This is a genomic window from Streptomyces sp. NPDC014734, from assembly GCF_043083325.1.
Lineage (GTDB): Bacteria > Actinomycetota > Actinomycetes > Streptomycetales > Streptomycetaceae > Streptomyces.
Window position 1 is genome coordinate 230,462 of sequence record NZ_JBIBYN010000006.1, and the last position, 20,474, is coordinate 250,935.

At 72.6% G+C, this 20,474-nt stretch carries 13 protein-coding genes and 1 pseudogene; 11 read left to right on the top strand and 3 right to left on the bottom strand.

Features of this window, described 5'->3' with window-relative positions:
* Positions 1-48 precede the first annotated feature (48 nt).
* The 4 genes from ACF1CT_RS13145 (at position 49) to ACF1CT_RS13160 (ending at position 8,756) form a co-directional block, all read left to right on the top strand.
* On the top strand, positions 49-3,099 hold the full coding sequence (locus ACF1CT_RS13145) for a protein kinase (protein WP_391783883.1): 3,051 nt from the start codon (positions 49-51) through the stop codon (positions 3,097-3,099).
* 130 nt (positions 3,100-3,229) lie between these two features.
* Positions 3,230-4,972, top strand: a complete 1,743-nt coding sequence (locus tag ACF1CT_RS13150) for a protein kinase (protein WP_391783884.1) — start codon at positions 3,230-3,232, stop codon at positions 4,970-4,972.
* Positions 4,973-5,210: 238 nt separating this feature from the next.
* Positions 5,211-6,839 (top strand): succinic semialdehyde dehydrogenase, encoded by a 1,629-nt coding sequence (locus ACF1CT_RS13155; RefSeq protein WP_391783885.1) that lies wholly within the window; start codon positions 5,211-5,213, stop codon positions 6,837-6,839.
* 87 nt (positions 6,840-6,926) lie between these two features.
* Entirely contained in the window at positions 6,927-8,756 is a 1,830-nt protein-coding gene (locus tag ACF1CT_RS13160; protein ID WP_391783886.1) for a GMC oxidoreductase, read from the top strand.
* Positions 8,757-9,441: 685 nt separating this feature from the next.
* On the opposite strand, the gene ACF1CT_RS13165 is transcribed toward ACF1CT_RS13160, so the two are convergent.
* Positions 9,442-9,801 carry a chorismate mutase gene (locus ACF1CT_RS13165; RefSeq protein ID WP_391783887.1) on the bottom strand — a complete coding sequence of 120 codons (360 nt, stop codon included), beginning with the start codon at positions 9,799-9,801 and terminating at the stop codon, positions 9,442-9,444.
* A gap of 397 nt (positions 9,802-10,198) precedes the next feature.
* Here ACF1CT_RS13165 and guaA point away from each other — a divergent pair, with 397 nt between their 5' ends.
* The 5 genes and pseudogenes from guaA (at position 10,199) to ACF1CT_RS13190 (ending at position 15,825) form a co-directional block, all read left to right on the top strand.
* Entirely contained in the window at positions 10,199-11,794 is a 1,596-nt protein-coding gene (gene guaA / locus ACF1CT_RS13170; RefSeq protein ID WP_391783888.1) for a glutamine-hydrolyzing GMP synthase, read from the top strand.
* 129 nt (positions 11,795-11,923) lie between these two features.
* Positions 11,924-12,532: pseudogene (locus tag ACF1CT_RS13175) on the top strand (Uma2 family endonuclease).
* Between the two features lie 122 nt (positions 12,533-12,654).
* Positions 12,655-13,455 carry a class II aldolase/adducin family protein gene (locus tag ACF1CT_RS13180; RefSeq protein WP_391783889.1) on the top strand — a complete coding sequence of 267 codons (801 nt, stop codon included), beginning with the start codon at positions 12,655-12,657 and terminating at the stop codon, positions 13,453-13,455.
* Between the two features lie 343 nt (positions 13,456-13,798).
* On the top strand, positions 13,799-15,067 hold the full coding sequence (locus tag ACF1CT_RS13185; RefSeq protein ID WP_391783973.1) for a hypothetical protein: 1,269 nt from the start codon (positions 13,799-13,801) through the stop codon (positions 15,065-15,067).
* Positions 15,068-15,312: 245 nt separating this feature from the next.
* Positions 15,313-15,825: a DoxX family membrane protein gene (locus tag ACF1CT_RS13190; RefSeq protein WP_391783890.1), complete on the top strand. Its 513-nt coding sequence runs from the start codon at positions 15,313-15,315 to the stop codon at positions 15,823-15,825.
* Between the two features lie 156 nt (positions 15,826-15,981).
* On the opposite strand, the gene ACF1CT_RS13195 is transcribed toward ACF1CT_RS13190, so the two are convergent.
* Positions 15,982-17,316, bottom strand: coding sequence for a PspC domain-containing protein (locus tag ACF1CT_RS13195; RefSeq protein WP_391783891.1), 1,335 nt, complete (start codon positions 17,314-17,316; stop codon positions 15,982-15,984).
* Between the two features lie 186 nt (positions 17,317-17,502).
* Between ACF1CT_RS13195 and ACF1CT_RS13200 the strand changes: the two genes are divergently transcribed.
* Positions 17,503-18,801 (top strand): PspC domain-containing protein, encoded by a 1,299-nt coding sequence (locus ACF1CT_RS13200; RefSeq protein ID WP_391783892.1) that lies wholly within the window; start codon positions 17,503-17,505, stop codon positions 18,799-18,801.
* Positions 18,785-19,483, top strand: a complete 699-nt coding sequence (locus ACF1CT_RS13205) for a LuxR C-terminal-related transcriptional regulator (protein WP_391783893.1) — start codon at positions 18,785-18,787, stop codon at positions 19,481-19,483. Before ACF1CT_RS13200 ends, ACF1CT_RS13205 begins: the two co-directional genes overlap by 17 nt.
* Positions 19,484-19,657: 174 nt before the next feature.
* On the opposite strand, the gene ACF1CT_RS13210 is transcribed toward ACF1CT_RS13205, so the two are convergent.
* Positions 19,658-20,431 carry a GNAT family N-acetyltransferase gene (locus ACF1CT_RS13210; protein ID WP_391783894.1) on the bottom strand — a complete coding sequence of 258 codons (774 nt, stop codon included), beginning with the start codon at positions 20,429-20,431 and terminating at the stop codon, positions 19,658-19,660.
* Positions 20,432-20,474 lie beyond the last annotated feature (43 nt).

Sequence of the window (20,474 nt, forward strand, 5' to 3'; positions counted from 1 at the left end):
ACGAGCGGTCCTCGTGACCGGGGGGACAGCGCGCTCTGGGGAGGCGTCGTGGACGACTACGCGGGTCGGGTGCTCGCCGACCGCTACCGCCTGCCGTTGCCCCCGTCCGACGCGTACGAACGTGTCGAGACCCGGGCGTTCGACACCTACAGCGGCCAGGAGGTGCTGGTCCGTCAGGTGCCCCTGCCCGAGGTGGTGGACGCCGAGGTGCTCGACGCCGACGGCCCGGTGCCCTCGGTCCGGCAGGTCACGGGGAGAGCGGTCCGGCGCCCCGCGGACCCGGCGGTACGACGTGCCGTCGAGGCGGCGCAGGCGGCGGCCCAGGTGCCCGACCACCCCCGGCTCGACCAGGTCTTCGACGTGTTCGCCGAGGCCGGATCGCTCTGGATCGTGAGCGAGTTCGTCGCGGCCCGGCCGCTCGCGGCCCTGCTCGCGGAGCGCCCGCTCAACCCCTTCAGGGCGGCCGAGATCGGCTCCGACGTGCTGGCCGCGCTGCGGGTGCTGCACGCCCACGGCTGGACCCATCGGAACGTCACCGTCCGCACGGTGCTGGTCTGCGACGACGGCCGTGTCGTGCTGACCGGCCTGGCGGCCGGGGCGGCGGAGGAGGCGCTCTGCGGCTACGTGCCCACGCCCCAGCCCGACGACGAGGACGAACTCGGTTACGGCGGCCCGCCGGAGAGTGGTGAGGCCGCGCACGGGCCGGTCGGCCCGACGGGCGGACCGGACACGACCGGGCCGTACGTCCCGCCCCCGCCGCTCCTCCCGCCGGAGGTGCCGGCCCCACGTGGCCCGGTGGCCATCGAGAAGGCGGCAGTCGAGGAGGGCGGGGCCCACGGCGACGCGTATGCCGACGACGACGTCTACGACACCGACGACGTGTACGAAGCCGACGGCGTGTACGAAGCCGACGGCGTGTACGAAGCCGACGGCGCGCACGCGGACGACGGCGCGTACGCGGACGATGTGTACGGCGGCGAGATCGCCGTGTTCGGCGACGGCGCCAGCGGAGGCGCCCGGACCGGCGCGGCGGGCGAGCTGGAGGCCGTGCCGCCCCCGATGAACCAGTTCCTCCCGCCGTCCGCCCCCGGAACGGACGACACCGCCCCGCTGCCCGTCCATCGCCCCCGGGGCCCGGAGAACGGCGGCTCGCTCGCGCTCGGCGGCAGTCGTCCGCGACCGGCCGACCGGTGGGACGGCGGCGACATGGACGCGTCGGACGAGGACCCGTACACCGCCCCGCCCGTCACCACCCCGTACACCAAGGCCCCATACGCGCCTGCCCCGCATGACGACGGGACCCACGCCGACGACCACGGCGACCACGACGACCGCGACGACCACGACGACCGCGACGACCACGGCGGTCGTGACGGCCACGGTGACGATCACGGCGACCGTGACGATCACGGCGGTGACGATCACGGCGGCCGGGATGACCGCGACGACCACGGTGACGACGGCGACGGCCGGGTGCCCCCCGGCCCGTCGGCCCCCGGTCGGCGGGTGTACCTCACCGGGACCTGGAACGACGGCCCGGACACCGGGCGCCCCGTCCCCGCCGGCGGCTCCGGTGGGGACTTCCGGCGCGCGGACTCCCGGCACCACGACGAGGCTCCGGCACTTCCGGCCCATCGGCCGGAGCCCGGCAGCCGGTCGGGCGGCTGGGGCGACCTCGTCGCGAGCGGCGGCCCGGACACCCCGTACCGCGGCCCCGCCACGCCGCTCGCCGCCGAGCGTGCCCGGCAGACCCGGATCGCCCTCGTCGGCGCGGTCACCGAGCGCTGGGCACCCGAACAGGGCGGCCCCATACACGAGAACTGGCGGCTGGCCCCGCCGATCGGCCCCGCCACCGACCTCTGGGCGCTCGGCGCGCTGCTCTACCGCGCCGTCCAGGGCCACGCCCCCTACCCCGAGGAGAACGCCGCCGAGCTGGTCCAGATGGTGTGCGGCGAGCCCCCCGCCTTCGCCGAGGAGTGCGGGCCGCTGCGCCCCGTCGTCGAGTCGCTGCTGCGCCAGGACCCCACCGACCGGCCGGACATCGAGGAGCTGAGCGGCTGGCTGCGCTCGCTCGTGCGGTCTGCGCCCGAGCCCGAGGCAGGGCTGGACGTCGTGCCGCTGCCGGCCGACGACGCCACCCGGCTCCCCATCGTGCGCCGCCGGGGCGAACTGGTCCGCAGGCGCCGCGGTCTCTTCGGCCGTGGCGCGGCCCACGGGCGGCACCGCAGCACGGGCGAGCAGCCCGCCCGGCACGACCGCCCCGGACCGGAGAAGCCGCCCCGGCCGGAGAAGGCACCCCGGCCGGAGAAGACGCCACGGCCGACGAAGCCGCCCAGGGCGCCGCGCGAACCCAAGGGCCCCAAGGTGCTGCGCACCCCGCCGCCCGGCTCCCCGCAGAACGAGGGGCGCTCGCCCAGAAGGCTCGGACGGCTGCTCCTGGTACTGATCCTGCTGGCCCTGGTCGCGGCCATCGGGTACGCCGTGCTGTTCATGCCCGAGGCGGGCAGCGACCCCGGCGCCTCCGGGCGAGGGGCGCCGGCTTCCGGTGAGCCCCGGCCCGGCACCGACGGGACCTCCGGCGAACAGCCGTCCGTACCGCCGTCCGGGGCCCAGCAGCCGCAGACCACCCGCTCCGCCGTGGCCGTCGCCGCCGGATACACCCTGCGCAAGGACCCGGAGGGCTTCGAGATCGCGGTGCGCAAGGACTGGCAGCGCACCCCCGCCAACGCGGACCGTCAGATCCGCTACGGCGCCGACGGCTTCAGCGTACTGATCGTGCCCGGACGGGACACCGTCAAGGCCGTCGGCGCCGACCCGCTCGCCTACCAGGCGGACAAGGAGAGGGAGTTGCAGCAGTTCCATGACTCCGGCTGGTCGAGCTCGACCGGACTGCGCCGGATCGACGTCGGCCGACAGGCCATGGCCGAGGGCCAGTTCACCTGGCAGGACGACGCGGGCCGCGAGGTGTACGCACGGAACCTCGCCATGATCGTCGACGGCAGCTACCACGTCATCCAGGTCATCGGCCCCGAGAACCGGCGTGATGAGGTTTCGGACATCTACCAACAAGCCGTCGCTTCCTACCGCGTGACGCGCTGAACCGTTTCTTTGCGCCGGTGGTCCGGTGGCGGAGCGACAAGCATCACAGTGCGGTCTCCACGGGGATGCGAGGTTCCGTGGCCGAGCACCCCTCCGTAATCTTTCCTTCGAAGGAACGGGGCGCGGATACGTGGATCGATCACAGGGTACGGACACGGGACTTGTGCTGGCCGGAAGGTACCGGCTCGGCGAGGTCCTCGGTCGCGGCGGCATGGGCAAGGTGTGGCGCGCGCACGACGAGGTGCTGCACCGCACGGTGGCGGTCAAGGAGCTGACGGCCGGCCAGTACGCCGCCGAGGCCGACCGGATCGTGCTGCACGCCCGCACGCAGAAGGAAGCCCGTGCGGCCGCCCGGATCACCCACCCGGGCGTGGTCACCGTCCACGACGTGATCGAGTACGACAACCGGCCCTGGATCGTCATGCAGTACGTCGACGGGCCGTCGCTCGCCGACGCGGCCAAGGAGATCGGCGAGATCGAGCCGCGCGAGGCCGCCCGCATCGGTCTCCATGTGCTGAGCGCCCTGCGCGCGGCGCACGGCGCGGGTGTCCTGCACCGGGATGTGAAGCCCGGCAACGTGCTGCTCGCCGCCGACGGCCAGGTGCTGCTCACCGACTTCGGGATCGCGGCGATCGAGGGCGACTCGACCATCACCAGGACCGGTGAACTCGTCGGCTCCATCGACTACCTGGCACCCGAGCGGGTGCGCGGCGGCGATCCCGGACCGGCTTCCGACCTGTGGTCCCTCGGTGCCACGCTCTACACCGCGGTCGAGGGCCGCTCTCCGTTCCGGCGCACGTCACCGATCTCCACCATGCAGGCCGTCGTCACCGAGGAGCCGCCACCGCCGGAGCGCGCGGGCGCGCTCGCCCCCGTGATCACCGCGCTGCTCCGCAAGGAGCCCGAGGAGCGACCCTCGGCGGCCGAGACGGAACGGATGCTGCTGGACGCCATGGAGGGCCGTGCGCCCCAGGCGGCCCAGGCGTTCGTGCCGACACAGCGTGTTCCCGACGAGGTGCTGCGTACGGTCGGCCCGGACGCCGCCCCCGGTGCTGCGGGCACCGCCCGACTGCCCGCCCCGGCCGCCGGGTCCGCATCCGGGCCCGGGCCCACGACGGCCCCGGCCGCCGGGCCGGTGTCGGCCCCGGTGACCCGGCGCGGCGGGAGCCGGTGGCGCACGGCGGTCCTGGTCGTCGTCGCCGCCGCGGTGATCGGCGGCGGTGCGGGGCTCGCCGCGATGCGGTACAAGGACCGCGCGGGCGAGGACACCGCCGGGCGGGGTGGTACCGGTACCCACGCGTCCGAGACGCCCGTCGCTCCGCCCGCCACGCATCCGGTGAACCCCGACGCGTCGTCGCGGAAGAAGGCGGAGGGGGCGGGGGAGACGGAGGGGACGAAGGAGACGAAGGAGATTCCCGACGGCTGGCACCGGGTGGACGACCCCGAGGGCTTCAGCCTGACCGTGCCGGACGGCTGGGAGCGCCGGGCGGACGGAAACCAGATCGACTACACCCCGGACAACGGCGTGCACTACATCCGGATCAGCGTCGACCCGGCGCCCGACTTCGAGAACTCGTACATGCACATGCTCAACCTGGAGAAACAGCTCGCCGAGCGGCTCCCCGGGTATCAGCGCAAGACCCTGCACTCCAACACCTACCGGGACCGGCCGGGTTCGCTCTGGGAGTTCACCTGGACGGAGACCAAGGACCACCCGGGGCCGCGCCACGCGATCGACCAGATGTACTTCGGGGAGACCGGCGGCCCGGAGTACGCGTTGTACATGACAGGCCCGGCGGAGGACTGGGACACCACCCGGACGCAGTTCGACACGATCCTGCGCGGCTGGCGAGCGCCCGAGGGCTCCGACTGATCCGATCCGCCAGGGGCCCGGACCGAGGGACCGTGCCGGGGCCCCGGCCGGGAGCTCCGGCCAGGACCCCGGGCCACGGACACCTGCTTCCGACTTGACCGTTCCGTTTGGGCCCGGTGACGGCATGGGCCCTGATCAGGGGCTTTGTTGCCAGTGATCACTGGCTTGTTTGTGGGTCGCGTGAAAACCCGTTACCCACGGGTACCCAAAGCGGGCGGCTGGACGTACTCTCGCCCTCATGACGGACTCGCAGGCCCCCGCGCCCACCTCCGCAGCCCCGGTCGGCACCAACCCCGTGGCCCCCGCGCCGGCGGGCGTGCGCACCGCCGCCGACGTGGTGACTCCCGAGGTGGTCGCCCAGCTGACCCGGGGCGTGGCCGGTTCCGGCCGCACCGCCAACCACACCCCCTTCACCGGGGAGAAGCTGGCCGACCTGCCCGAGTCCACCCCCGAGGACGTGGCGACCGCCTTCGAGCGCGCCCGTGCCGCCCAGCCCGCCTGGGCCGCGACCCCCGTCCGGGCCAGGGCGGCCGTCCTGCTCCGCTTCCACGACCTGGTGCTCAGCCGACAGGCCGAGGTCCTCGACCTCATCCAGCTGGAGACCGGCAAGGCCCGGCTGCACGCCCACGAGGAGGTGCAGGCCGTCGCCGTCGCCGCCCGCCACTACGGGCGCCGGGCAACCGCGTACCTGAGGCCGAAGCGGCACACCGGGGTCGTGCCGACCCTCACCAAGGTCACCGAACTGCGCCAGCCGCGCGGCGTCGTCGGCCAGATCGCGCCGTGGAACTACCCGTTCGAGCTGTCCGTCGGTGACGCGCTGCCCGCGTTCGTCTCCGGCAACGCGGTCGTGATGAAGCCCGACACGGAGACCGCGCTGACCGCGCTGTGGGCCCGGGACCTGCTGATCGAGGCCGGACTGCCCGCCGAGGTCTTCCAGGTGGTGCTCGGCGACGGGCCGGTCGTCGGCCCCGAGGTCGTCAAGCACGCCGACTACGTCTCGTTCACCGGCTCGACCCGCACCGGCCGCGAGGTCGCCCAAGGCGCGGCGGCCCGACTCGTCGGCGTCTCCCTGGAGCTCGGCGGGAAGAACGCCATGCTGGTGCTGGAGGACGCCGACGTGGAGAAGGCCGCCGCGGGCGCCGTCCGCGCCTGCTTCTCCTCGGCCGGGCAGCTCTGCATCTCCATCGAGCGGCTCTACGTGCACGAGTCGGTCGCCGACGATTTCGTGGCCCGCTTCGCCGCCCGCACCAGGGCGATGCGGCTCGGCAGCTCCCTCGCCTACGGCGCCGACATGGGCTCGCTGGTCGGCGAACGTCAACTGGAGACCGTCACCCGGCACGTCGCGGAGGCCGTCGAGAAGGGGGCCACGGTCGTCGCGGGCGGTGTCGCCCGGCCCGACATCGGCCCGCTGTTCTACGAGCCGACCATCCTCGACGGCGTCGAGGCGCCGATGGCCGTCTGCTCCGAGGAGACCTTCGGCCCGGTCGTCTCCGTCTACCGGTTCCGGGACGAGGACGAGGTGATCGCGCTGGCCAACGCCACCCCGTACGGCCTGAATTCGAGCGTCTGGACCAAGGACTCCGGGCGGGGCCACCGCGTCGCCGCCCGGCTGCGGACCGGCACGGTCAACATCAACGAGGGCTACGCGCCCGCCTACGGAAGCGTGCAGTCCCCGATGGGCGGCATGAAGGACTCCGGCCTCGGCCGGCGGCACGGCTCCGAGGGCATCCTCAAGTACACCGAGGCCCAGACCGTCGCCCAGCAGCGGCTGATCCCGCTCGCCCCGTCCTTCGGCATGGACGACGCGAAGTACGCGGCGTTCATGACCCGCAGCCTGAAGGCGATGAAGGCGTTCCGGCTGCGCTGACCGGCGCCCGCGTCCGCCGGCGCCTGCCCGCGTACACCCCTTCCGCCCGCGTCCACCAGCTTTTTTCGTACCGCACCGAGGAGAGCCATGCCCCAGGACAGCCCTGCCCGGACACCGTCCGCCGCCCCGGAACCGGCCGACGACGACGTCGCGTACGACTACGACGTCCTGGTCGTGGGCTCGGGCTTCGGCGGCGCGGTGTCGGCCCTCCGGCTCACCGAGAAGGGATACCGCGTCGGAGTGCTGGAGGCGGGCCGCCGCTTCACGGCGGGTTCCCTCCCCAAGAATTCCTGGGACCTGAGGAACTACCTGTGGGCCCCCGCCCTCGGGCTCTACGGCATCCAGCGCGTGCACCTGCTCGGCAACGTGATGGTGCTGGCGGGAGCGGGCGTCGGCGGCGGCTCGCTCAACTACGCCAACACCCTCTACGTCCCCCCGGCGCCGTTCTTCGAGGACCGGCAGTGGGCGTCCATCACCGACTGGCAGGACGAGCTGAGGCCGTACTACGACCAGGCCAAGCGGATGCTCGGGGTCCGGCTCAACCCCACGACGACCCCCTCCGACGTCCACCTCAAGGCCGCCGCACAGGCCATGGGCGTCGGCGACACCTTCCACCTCGCCCCGGTCGGCGTCTTCTTCGGCGACGGCGAGGACGCCGACGGCTCGGCGCGCGCCGAACCGGGCGGCACGGTCTCCGACCCGTACTTCGGCGGCGCGGGCCCCGCCCGCCGGGCCTGCACCGAGTGCGGCGAATGCATGACCGGCTGCCGCCACGGGGCGAAGAACACCCTCAACGAGAACTACCTCCACCTCGCCGAGCGGGCCGGCGCCGTCATCCACCCGATGACCTCGGTCGTCGCGATCACGGACCACCCGGAGGGCGGCTACCGCGTCGTCACCGTTCCCACCGACCGCCGTCGGAAGACGGGGCCCACCCGGCTGCGTGCCCGCCAGGTGGTCGTCGCGGCGGGCACGTACGGGACCCAGAGCCTGCTGCACACCATGAAGGACCGCGGGCTGCTGCCCCGCATCCCGGACCGGCTCGGCGCACTGACCCGCACCAACTCCGAAGCGCTGGTGGGCTCCCAGACCACCGACCGGCGCTACCGCAGGAAGCACGGCACCGCCAGGGCCGACTTCACCCGGGGCGTCGCGATCACCTCGTCGATCCACCCCGACGAGAACACCCACATCGAACCGGTCCGCTACGGCAAGGGCTCCAACGCGATGGGCGCGCTGTCCATCCTCCAGGTGCCCTACGGGGGCCGCCGGGTGCTGGGCTGGCTCGGCAACGTCGCCAGGCACCCCACCCTCGCGCTGCGTTCGCTCTCCAACCGGCGCTGGTCGGAACGGACCATCATCGGGCTCGTCATGCAGTCGCTGGACAACTCGCTGACGACGTACCGCAAGCCGGGCGGCATCGGCAAGGGCCTGCTCACCGCCCGGCAGGGCCACGGAGCACCCAACCCGACTCAGATCGAGGAGGCCACCCGCAGCGCCACACTGCTCGCCGAGGAGATCAACGGCTTCCCCGGCTCGAACGTCGGCGAGCTGATGGGAACCCCGCTCACCGCGCACTTCCTCGGCGGCTGCCCGATCGGGGCGAGCGCCCAGGACGGGGTCATCGACCCGTACCACCGCCTCTACGGGCACCCCGGCATCTCGGTGGTCGACGGCTCCGCCGTCTCCGCGAACCTCGGCGTCAACCCGTCGCTCACCATCACCGCGCAGGCGGAGCGCGCGATGTCCTTCTGGCCGAACAAGGGCGAGGAGGACCGGCGACCGGCACAGGGCGAGGGGTACGAGCGACTGGCCGCCGTCGCACCCCGGTCGCCCGCGGTGCCCGAGGACGCCTTCGGCGCGCTGAAGCTGCCGTTCCTCGGCATACCGGCGGTCCCGCCGAAGAAGAAGCCGTGACCGCGGTGGTCGAGGCGGGTGCGGGCGTCGCCGTGCGGTGACGCAGTCCCGTCACGCGCGTGTTCCGCCACAGGCGTGTCCCCTCACGGCGGAAGGGGCTGCACCCCCCTCCAAGCGCAGCCCCTCCGCGTTCGCGGTACGCACGGACAGCACGCCCTCACCGGGCGTGATCCGGCCGTTCCGCATGGTTGACCCCCGGTGCGCGGCAATGGTTGTCCGACGCATCACAAAACTCTTGTGTGACACCACTCACTCCGCCGTACGGCGCCGGTGCCGGTGCGGTGGAAACGCGTCACGGAGGCGGTGGGGGCCGACGGAGCCTGAATCGGGGCGGGCCCTTCCCGTGTCGCCGCCGGAGTCATGGGGTCACGCGGTCATGGGGTCACGCGGTACGCGCGCCCCTCCGACCGGACACGGCCGGCTCCGGGCGTCCCCGGAGCCGGCCGTTATGGGGTGACCGGGCTGCTGTCCCCTGCCGACCGGTCACGCACGCCGGGGCGTGGTCCCACGGCGTACCTGCGTACGCCTCACGCTCCGGCGGAGCCACGCGTGGTTTCCTTCCAAAGCCGCCCCTGGCTGGCACGGACACCGGGACCAACGAAGCCGTCGCGGACCCGGTCACGCGCCGTACGGGTGAGAGCGGGCCCGAACTGGGATACGCCCGCACACCCCGGCCGCCGGGGCGTCAGGCCCGTCCGCGGCACAGTTCCAGCAGCGTCATGGCGAGGGACGTGCCGGGCTTGCCGAGCGCGTCCCGGTACTGGCCGAGGATCTCCATCTCGCGGGAGAGGTTGATACGGCGGCCGCCCGACGTGATCCGGGCCTCCTGGATGACGGCCGAGACGGCCATCCGTTCCTGCACGAGCCCGATGATCCGGTCGTCGAGCGCGTCGATGCGGGACCGCGCGTCGGCGATCAGCGCGGCGGCCTCCTCGGTATGGGCGCCGGTCTTCTCGGCCGTGGCCCCGGTGGTGCGGGCCGACGCCGTGGTGACGGCGGCGGGGGCGGTCGCGTCGGTCACGGGGGCGGGGACGGTGCTGTTCATCGTGCGGACTCCTCGTGGGTGAGGGCCCCGGGAGGCGATCGGTCCCGGAACGCCGAAACGCCCCGGGCCTTTCGGCCCGGGGCGCCTGGAACGTTGCTTGTCAGTCGATCAAGCAGCACGACCATGGCAGCCGGCGGGCCGGATGCCATAGGTAAAGACGAAGGTCGTGTGCTGACGCATGACACCCAGTATGCCCCGCCGACGGGAACGGCCCCACGCGGCGCCCGGATGCTGAGACACCGGTCCTGCCCGCCCCGGCACCGCTCGCAGGACGCCGCCCGCCCCGGTGCGATCCGCGTCGTACCGTCCCGCCCCCTCGGACGGGACGACGGCCGACTCCGCAACCCCGGTAGAATCGACAAAACCGACCCCCTTTTCACCGCCGGAAGGCCGCCCCGTGCCAGCAGCACCCCCCGCCGCCCCCGACAGCACCACCGACGTGGTCCTCGTTGTCGACTTCGGCGCGCAGTACGCCCAGCTCATCGCCCGACGCGTCCGTGAGGCCCGGGTCTACAGCGAGATCGTCCCGTCCACCATGCCGGTGGCCGAGATGCTGGCCAAGAACCCGCGGGCGATCATCCTGTCCGGCGGCCCGTCGTCGGTGTACGCGGAGGGCGCGCCCTCCCTCGACCGTTCGCTGTTCGAGGCCGGGGTGCCGGTCTTCGGCATGTGCTACGGCTTCCAGCTGATGGCGACCGCGCTCGGCGGCACCGTCGACGACAACGGCGCCCGTGAGTACGGCCGCACCCCGCTCACCGTCTCCAAGACCGGCTCCACGCTCTTCGAGGGCACCCCCGCCGAGCAGTCGGTCTGGATGTCGCACGGCGACGCCTGCTCCGCCGCTCCCGAGGGCTTCACCGTCACCGCGTCCACGGACGTCGTCCCGGTCGCCGCCTTCGAGAACGACGAGAAGAAGCTCTACGGCGTCCAGTACCACCCCGAGGTCCTGCACTCCACGCACGGCCAGCAGGTCCTGGAGCACTTCCTCTACCGCGGCGCCGGCATCGAGCCGACCTGGACCACGACCAACGTGGTCGAGGAGCAGGTCGCCCTGATCCGCGAGCAGGTCGGTTCCAAGCGCGCCATCTGCGGCCTGTCCGGCGGGGTGGACTCGGCGGTCGCCGCCGCCCTGGTCCAGAAGGCCATCGGCTCCCAGCTGACCTGCGTGTACGTCGATCACGGCCTGATGCGCAAGGGCGAGACCGAGCAGGTCGAGAAGGACTTCGTGGCCGCCACCGGCGTGCAGCTGAAGGTCGTCGACGCCTCCGAGCGGTTCCTGAAGGCACTGGCCGGGGTCTCCGACCCCGAGCAGAAGCGGAAGATCATCGGCCGCGAGTTCATCCGGGTCTTCGAGCAGGCTCAGGCCGAGATCGTCGCCGAGGGCGCCGCCGGTGGCGAGGACGTCGCGTTCCTCGTCCAGGGCACCCTCTACCCGGACGTCGTCGAGTCCGGCGGCGGCACCGGCACCGCCAACATCAAGTCCCACCACAACGTCGGCGGTCTCCCCGACGACATCGAGTTCCAGCTCGTCGAGCCGCTGCGCCAGCTGTTCAAGGACGAGGTCCGGATGGTCGGCCAGGAGCTCGGCCTGCCCGACGAGATCGTCCAGCGCCAGCCGTTCCCCGGCCCCGGCCTCGGCATCCGGATCGTCGGCGAGGTCACCGAGGAGCGGCTCGACCTGCTCCGCGAGGCCGACGCCATCGCCCGCGAGGAGCTCACGGCGGCCGGCCTGGACCGCGACATCTGGCAGTGCCCGGTGGTCCTGCTCGCCGATGTCCGCTCGGTCGGTGTCCAGGGCGACGGCCGCACCTACGGTCACCCGATCGTGCTGCGCCCGGTCTCCTCCGAGGACGCCATGACCGCCGACTGGTCGCGCCTGCCGTACGAGACCCTCGCCAAGATCTCGACCCGCATCACCAACGAGGTGGCCGACGTCAACCGCGTCGTGCTCGACGTGACGAGCAAGCCGCCGGGCACCATCGAGTGGGAGTGACCCCCTCAGCGGGATCACTCCCAGCAGGATCAATGCCGATGCCGTCGCTCATTCGTCTGGGCGGCGGCATCGGCGTTCGTGCTGGGTACGCTGGCTGAGAAGACGAGACTCTGCCCCATGGGAGCAATCATGAGCGCCGCACCCGAGTCCAGGCTTGAGCAGCAGCGGTAGCGGTGGCCCGTCCCGCCCGAGGGCGGGTGGACAGCGGACGACCTCGACCGGATTCCGGGCCTCCCGCCCCACACCGAGCTGATCGACGGAAGTCTCGTCTTCATGAGTCCGCAGCGGAAGTTCCACACCCGCACGATGTGGTTGCTGGAGCAGGCCCTGCTCGCGCATCTCCCGGACGATTTGGACGTCGACCGGGAAATGAGCATCAGGATCGACAGGAGGAACCGCCCGGAGCCCGGCATGCTGGTGTACCGGGCGGAGGCGGACACCGGTGCCGACCAGACCTGGTACGCGCCCGAGGACGTCGTCCTCGTCATCGAGGTGGTGTCACCCGATTCCCTGGACCGGGACCGTGACGTCAAACCGCGTAAGTACGCCGCGGCCGGTGTGGTCCACTTCTGGCGGGTGGAAGCGGATGCCGACGGCATGCCGATCGTGTACGTGTACGAACTCGATCCCGCTCGGCAGGCGTACACCCCGACGGGCATCTACCACAACGAGCTGAAGCTGGACGTTCCGTTCCTGATCGAGGCGGACCTCACCCGGATCTACAGCCGCGGCCGGTAGCGCTCGTCCGGGCCGGTCCCTCACCGGACCGGTCCCTCCCCACCTCTGGCCACTTGCGGCGACCGGCGGTAGCTTCCTCCCCCTACGTTCCTCCCTGTTCTCCGGGAGCCCGAGGAGCCGCCATGTCCGAGCCCGCATCCGTTCCCGTTCCCGTTCCCGTTCCCGTGCCCGTTCCCGTGGACCAGCTTCACTTCGCGATGCCGCCCGTCCACGCATCGGTGGCGGAGGAACGCGCGTACCGCAAGGAGCGGCTCGCCGGGGCGCTCAGACTGTTCGGGGAGTACGGCTACGAGGACGGCGTCTCCGGTCATCTCACCGCACGTGACCCGGAGTTCGCCGACTGCTTCTGGGCCAACCCCTTCGGCGCCCCCTTCGACGGCATCGCGGCGGACGAACTGATCCTGGTCAACGGGGACGGACAGGTCGTCGAGGGGCGGCACCACGTCAACCAGGCCGCGTTCGCCGTCCACGCACAGGTGCACCGGGCCCGGCCGGACGTCGTCGCCGTCGCGCACGCCCACTCGGTGCACGGCCGGGCGCTGGCCGCGCTCGGTGAGCTCATTGAACCGATCACGCAGGAGTCCTGCGCCTTCTACGAGGACCACGCGTTGTACGACGGCTACACCGGGGTCGCGGTCGACGAGGAGGAGTGCCGCCGGATCGCGACGGCGCTCGGCGGACGCAAGGCGATCGTGCTGCGCAACCACGGACTGCTGACCGTGGGCGACTCGGTGGACGCGGCGGCCTGGTGGTTCATCTCGCTGGAGCGTTCCTGCCAGGTGCAACTCGCCGCGCGGGCCGCCGGGAAGCCGGTGCCGATCGAGCACCGGGACGCCGTCGCCACCCGGGAGCGGCTCGGCAGCGATCTTGTGGCGTGGATCAGCTATCAGCCGCTGTGGCGCCGGATCGGCCGCAGGTCATGACCGGTCCGGACCACCTGAGGACGTGTCATGACCGCCGGGCCGCCTGAGGACGGCAGGAGCAGCCGGACCGTCCGAAGTCGAAAGGAGTTACAACCGGACCGCCCGAGGATGACGGGTGTTGCCGTCGCGTCGGACGCGGGCGTTCCCGACGTCGGACGCGCATGCTGTGCGTATCGCTCATATCGCCCTTCGTCGTCTATTTCGGCGGTCGGATCGATCACGTATGCGCCCGATGCGCCGCTTCGGGCCGGGCCGATGCGGCCCGAAGCCCCTGCGTGCGGCACAATTCGCTGCAATCACAGCTGAGTTGGCTGAACCGGGGCAGGAAAGGGCGGCGTTCTCCGTGGCGTTGGACGAGGCGAGGGCGAGCGGCACGCACAGTGGCGGCTGTACGTGCGGCGGCTGCCCGCACGGGGCGCGCGAGGGCCACCGGCGTGCGGTGGCCGCCTTCCTGACCAAACGGGACGAACTCGCCGCGGGGCAAGGACTGCCGGCCGGTGTCGCCAGGTCCGTCTCCGCGACCCGCCAATGGGTGTCCGACGAGCTGACCCAGTCGGCCCGGAACGTCGCGGAGCGCGGCCGGGAGGCCGGTGACGCCTGGCTGTACCGGGTGTGGCGGCGCACCCTGGTCACGGTGTGGGCGGCCGTGGCCGTGCTGGTCGTCGCCGAGGCCGCCACCGCCATCGGGGCGGGCTGGACCAACGCCCGTACGGCCGGTCTCGTCGCCGGTCTCGTCACCGCGGCCCTGCTGACCGGAGCCGCCCACGTCCACCGGGCCCGCGGTGGTCTGTTCGCCCCGGTGATCGGGGAGGACAACCGGCTCTCCACCTCCCGGGCGGTCGCCGCCTCCTGGGTGCTGCTCGCCGTGTTCTCCGTGCTCGTGCTGGCGCTTCAGCTGGCCGGGGCCTCCGACCACGCCGAACGCGACGCGCTGATCGAGGGGCTGGACCTGGCCCGGGGCGCAGGGATGGTGACCGTGCTGGCGCTGGTGTGCGCCGTCGCCGTGATCGTGCGCCGGGTGGTGACCGTACGGACCCTGTCCGGACGGGTTCAGAAGCTGCGGGCCGACCGGCCGCGCGCCGCCGACCTGCTCACCGACGACTCCGGACGGGGCAGCTTCACCGATGTGCAGTACGTGCTGGTGAGCACCGTCGCCGTGCTGTTCGCCGCGGTCCGGCTGGCCCGCAGGCCCGAGCAGCTGCCCGACCTGCCCTGGGGGCTGGCGCTGCTGGTCATGGTCTCGGCGGCGGCGTACTTCGCCGGGAAGTACGTGGAGGGCGGGCGTCCGGTGGTGCTGTCCGTGGTCCGGGCCCGCGAGGCCGGGGACCTGGACGCGCCGATTCGCACCGGTGACGATATCGAGATCCGCGGCGCCGGATTCGTGCCGCCCGGCGCCGGGGCCCCCGACCGGCTGGCCGGTCTGGTCGTCAGGATCGGCCGGGTCCATGTGCATGTGCCGCTCGTCCCGGTCAGCGGCGGCTTCGCCAACCCGACGGACGGCGTGCTCACCGTGCCGGTACCGGTGGAGGTGGAACCGGGCCGGGTGGAGGTGCAGGTCGTGACGGCCGCCGGGGTGGAGACGAACCGGGTGGAGATCGAGGTCACGGACTGACCCCGCCGGTCCCCGATCCATGATCCGCGCTCCACGATCCTCGGTCCCCGGCGACCCGGTCCGCGGCTTCCGGAAACCTCTGATCCGCGGCCTTCGGACACCTCCGCACCGGCCGGACGGCCCATCGGGTGGGCGACGCGCCGCCCGTCTACGTATCGTCTGGTGACGGGTCTACGGAAGATGGGGCAACCACAATGCGGGGTTACGGCACGAACGTGCGCGGCGGCATGGGCGTACGAAGCGACATGAACGTACGCGTCGGCATGGGCGGGCGAGGTCTGGGCGAGCCGCTGGGGATCGGGGAGCTGGCGCGACGGCACGCCCTGCTGCCCCTGCGGATCTTCCTCGGTGTCACCTTCGTCTACGCCGGGCTCGACAAACTGACGGACGGTTCCTTCCTCCGCGCGAGCGGCGACGGCTCCATCGGCGCGACGATGCACGCGGTGCGCGACTCGTCCGCGATCCCCGCGCTCGTCGACCTGGCGCTGAAGGCCCCCGTCGGCTTCGGATACGCCATCGCCGTCGGTGAACTGCTCGTCGGCCTCGGTACCCTCCTCGGGCTGTGGGGGCGGCTCGCCGCGCTCGGCGGGGCGCTGATCTCGCTGAGTCTGTGGCTGACCATGAGCTGGCAGACCACGCCCTACTACCTCGGCAACGACCTCGTCTACCTCATGGCCTGGCTGCCGCTGCTGCTCGGCGGGGCCGCGTCCTTCTCCGCGGACGCGCTCCTCGCGTCGCGACGGCGACGGATCATGTAGCTCACCCAGGTCACGGTGGTGGCGAGCCAGAGACCGCCGAGGAGCAGCGGGAAGAAGAAGATCCACGGGGCGTCCCAGACCCCCGCCGCGTCAGCCGCGTATCCCGCCGCCAGGGCGAGCATGACCACGCCCGCCACCGCCCGGCCCGGACGAATCTCATGACGCAGCACGGGTGACCTCCACCTGTCCGAGACCGACTTCGAGAGTGAGCTCCACCGTGCCGGCCGGCTTGCCGCCCGGGTCCGGGAGCAGTGTGCGGTGCTCGTTCTGCGAGGGGGCGACGTCCACATCGCGCGGCCGACCGGCGGAGTCGTCCCCGGGGCGGCTCACCGGCAGCGAGATGTCGCCGAGCCCCGCCCGCGCGTCGACCTTCACCGTCACCGACTTCGGTACCACGACGCGCACACGGCCCGCCGAGACCTTCACCCGCGTCGCGACGGTGTCGCCCGCGGGGACGGTGATCTCGCTGAGGTCCAGCCGCGCGTCCCCGGACGCCAGCGCGTACTGCGGCCGGACCGCCGCCGCCGAGGCGGGCCGCCAGCTCTCGCGCACCCACTGCGTGGTGATGTCCTTCGGCAGCGCGGACGCGCCCGCCAGCAGCACCGCGGTGATCATCGCCAGCAGCACCGTGCCGAACCCGGTCCGGCCGAGGAACGAACTGACCAGCATCCCCAGCCCGAACACCGCGAGCGCACCGGCCAGGCCGAACTGGAGACTCGTGCCGAGCGGGTGGGAGTCCCAGGTCAGGCCCGTGCCCAGGCCGCCCGCGATCAGCGCAAGCAGGAACACCAGACCCCCGATGGAGGCAGGGCCCCTGGTGCCCGGTTCCTGCCCGGGCGTCCGGAACGGTGCCTGCGCGGTCGCCCCGCGGGGGCGCGGCGGACGGACCGCGGACGGTGCGTCCGCCGGACCCCACAGATAGCCGTGCGCGACCGGCCCCGTCGTGCCGTCCTTGATGATCGGGTCCCGCCACCACGAGGGGCTGCCCGGCGACGGCGGCGCCTTCACCTCGGGCGGCGCGTCCGCCACCGCCTGCGCGGTGGCCGGGTGCAGCGGATCCTGGGGCGCGGCCCTGCGGTTCTGCGTCCAGACGGCGAAGCCGACCACCGCGAGCGACAGCATCGCGGAGAACGCCAGCGTGCCGCCGTTGTTCAGCATGGAGAGCAACAGCCCGCACCCGATCAGCGCGAGCAGCACCGCGATCAGCGACGCCCCCTCGACCCGGCCGGACAGCAGCCTGCGCGCCTCGTTCTCCTCCTCCCCGTCCAGCGGGACCAGCAGCCAGGCGAAACCGTAGAAGATCAGCCCGACGCCACCGGTGACGGAGAGCACACCGAGCACGATCCGGAAGATCACCGGATCGACGTCGCAGTACCGGCCGAGGCCGCCGCACACCCCGGCCACGACCTTCTGGCGCGGGGTGCGCCGCAGCTGCGGCCTCGGTTCGGGGGGTGGCGCGACACCGGGGGAGGCGTCCTGGGGAACGGTCATGGGTCCATGGTGACGGGCCGGGCCCCCGTCCGGGACCCACGCCCACCCTGGCCGATCCCTGATATTGCCCCGGCGGTCCCCTGGGGGCCACCCCGTCGTCCCCGTCGCCACCGGGGCAGGCTCTCAGGGTGGAGTCCGGGAAGGACCCTGATGCCGTCGCCCGTCCGGGCATGTGACCATCGGGGCATGCAAGCCGCCACCCCACGGGCCCCGAGCTCCCCCCGGACCGAGCCGGAGGAACCGCCGTCGCGCAAGCTGTACCGCAGCGCCGACGGACGGCTGCTCGGCGGCGTCGCACGCGGCCTCGCCGGCCACCTCGGTCTGCCCGTCGTCTGGGTGCGGTTCGTCTTCGTCGGCCTGTTCTTCGCCGACGGTCTCGGCGCGCTGCTCTACGCCGTGTTCTGGATCGTCGTCCCGCTCGGTGTCGGCGGCGTGGAGGCGTCACGCTCCCTGTTCGAGACCGCCCCGGACGGCAGCCGACGGCTCCGGAAACCCGACAGGGGCCAGGTCTTCGCCCTCATCGCGCTGTTCATCGGCGCGATGATCTTCGTCGGCAACGTCGACATGGGCAGCAAGGCCGACCGCTACATCTGGCCCGCGCTGCTGATCGGCGCCGGTTCCGTCCTGGTGTGGCGGCAGGCCGACAACGCCCGGCGCGCCCGCTGGATGGAGGTCGGCAACCGTCGACGGGTCCTGCATCTGGCGCGGGCCCTGGCCGGGGTCGCCCTGGTCGGACTGGGCCTCGCCGTCTTCATGGTGGTACGCGGCTCCGCCGCCCAGCTCGGCAACGTCCTGACCGCCGCGATTGCCGTCCTCACCGGCATCGCGCTGCTCGCCGGCCCCTACCTCGTGCGCATGACCCAGGACCTCTCCGAGGAACGCACCATGCGCATCAGGGCCCAGGAGCGCGCCGAGGTCGCCGCCCACGTCCACGACTCGGTGCTGCACACCCTCACCCTGATCCAGCGCAACGCGGAGGACGCGGGCGAGGTCCGCCGCCTGGCCCGCGCCCAGGAACGCGAACTGCGCAACTGGCTCTACAACCCCGAGGGCACCGGCAAGGACGAGGACGACGAACCCGAGAACCTCGCCGAGGCGGTCAAGCGGGCCGCCGCCGAGGTCGAGGACAAGCACGGCGTGCCGCTGGAGGTCGTCGTCGTCGGCGACTGCCCGCTGGACGAGAAGCTGAGCGCACAGATGCAGGCCGCGCGCGAGGCGATGGTCAACGCCGCCAAGTACGGTGGCGAGGGCGGTGCCGTACAGGTGTACGCCGAGGTCGAGGGCCGTACGGTCTTCGTCTCGGTCCGTGACCGGGGGCCGGGGTTCGACCTGGATTCCGTACCGGGGGACAGAATGGGCGTACGAGAATCGATCATCGGCAGGATGCAGCGCAACGGCGGCACGGCGCGGCTGCGTTCGGTGCCCGGCGGGGGCACGGAAGTCGAACTGGAGATGGAGAGGGCGAGCGATGACCAAGACCACTGAGGCAGCGGCCGGGGGCCCGGAGCGCCGGGTACGGGTCGTGCTCGTCGACGACCACCGGATGTTCCGCACCGGTGTCCAGGCCGAGATCGGCCGCACCGAGGAGACCGGTGTCGAGGTGATCGGCGAGGCCGCCGACGTGGACCAGGCGGTCACCGTCATCACGGCGACCCGCCCCGAGGTCGTCCTCCTCGACGTCCACCTCCCGGGCGGCGGCGGTGTCGAGGTGCTGCGCCGCTGCGCCCCGCTGATGGGGGCCGTGGAGAACCCGGTGCGGTTCCTTGCACTGTCCGTGTCGGACGCCGCCGAGGACGTCATCGGCGTCATCCGAGGCGGTGCCCGTGGCTACGTCACCAAGACCATCACCGGCACCGACCTTGTCGACTCGGTCTTCCGGGTCCAGGACGGCGACGCGGTGTTCTCGCCCCGGCTGGCGGGCTTCGTCCTCGACGCCTTCGCCTCCACGGACGCGCCGCCGGTCGACGAGGACCTGGACCGGCTGACCCAGCGCGAGCGCGAGGTGCTGCGGCTGATCGCCCGCGGCTACGCGTACAAGGAGATCGCCAAGCAGTTGTTCATCTCGGTGAAGACGGTCGAGTCGCACGTCTCGGCGGTGCTCCGCAAGCTCCAGCTGTCGAACCGGCACGAACTGACCCGCTGGGCGACGGCCCGACGGCTGGTCTGAACCCGGTCGTCCGCGCCGAGACGGCTGGCCGGGCCCGGTCGTCCGCACCGCGACGGCTGGTCCGAACGCAATCGCCCGGGCCGCACCGTCGGTCCGGGCCGCACGGTCGTTCCGGACCGTGTCGTCGGTCCGCGCCGTACCGTGGGTCCGGGCCGCATCTCCGGCCGCGCGGGGCTATCCGTTCGCCTCGTCGTCGGGGAGCGAGATGTTCACCTTCTCGCCGACCCGGCGGTAGCCGATGCCCGCGTAGATCCGTTCCACGTCCGCGTCGCCGGGCTCCAGCCACACCACCCGGCAACCGCGCGCGAAGGCGGTCGCGGTCAGGTGGGCGGAGAGCGCGGCACCGATGCCGCGGCGGCGGAAGGCGGCGGCGACGGCGAGTCCGACGAGTTCGCTGATGCCTTCGACCGGGACCGAGCAGCCGCCCGCGCCCGCCGGTACGCCGTCGAGCTCCGCGAGGGCGGCGACCCCGCCGCCCGAGGCCGCCTCGCGCAGCCAGGCGGCCTCGCCGCCCTCGGGTTCCCCGGTCCCGCCGTATCCGTGGTGCTGGACCAGCGCGGCGGCGTCGAACTCCGCGTCGGTGGCGGGTTCCGCGACGGACAGCCCGCCCACCGGCTTCGGCGGCAGCAGATCGCCGGGTCCGCAGGCCATGACCGGGGCGCGGTTCTCCACGGCGAAACCGGCGGCGAGCAGGGCGGGTTCGACGGCGGGCGCCCAACCGGGCAGGAACTCCAGCCGCGGCAGCCGCTCGTGCGCGCGAAACGCCTCGACCAGGGCTTCGAGGTCGGCCGCCGTCGGTTCGGCGTCCCGGTCGGGTATCGCGTAATTGGCGTACTTGAGCGACCAGTTCGGGTTGTGCCGCACAGTGAAGGGTCCGACCCGGAGGTGGTCAGGCGAGCGCAGGGCGAGCATACGGGCATGGGTCTGGATGTCGAGGTCCATGGTCATATACGGGTGTCCTCAGGCCGGTTGATCCGACGGCGGGCGAATC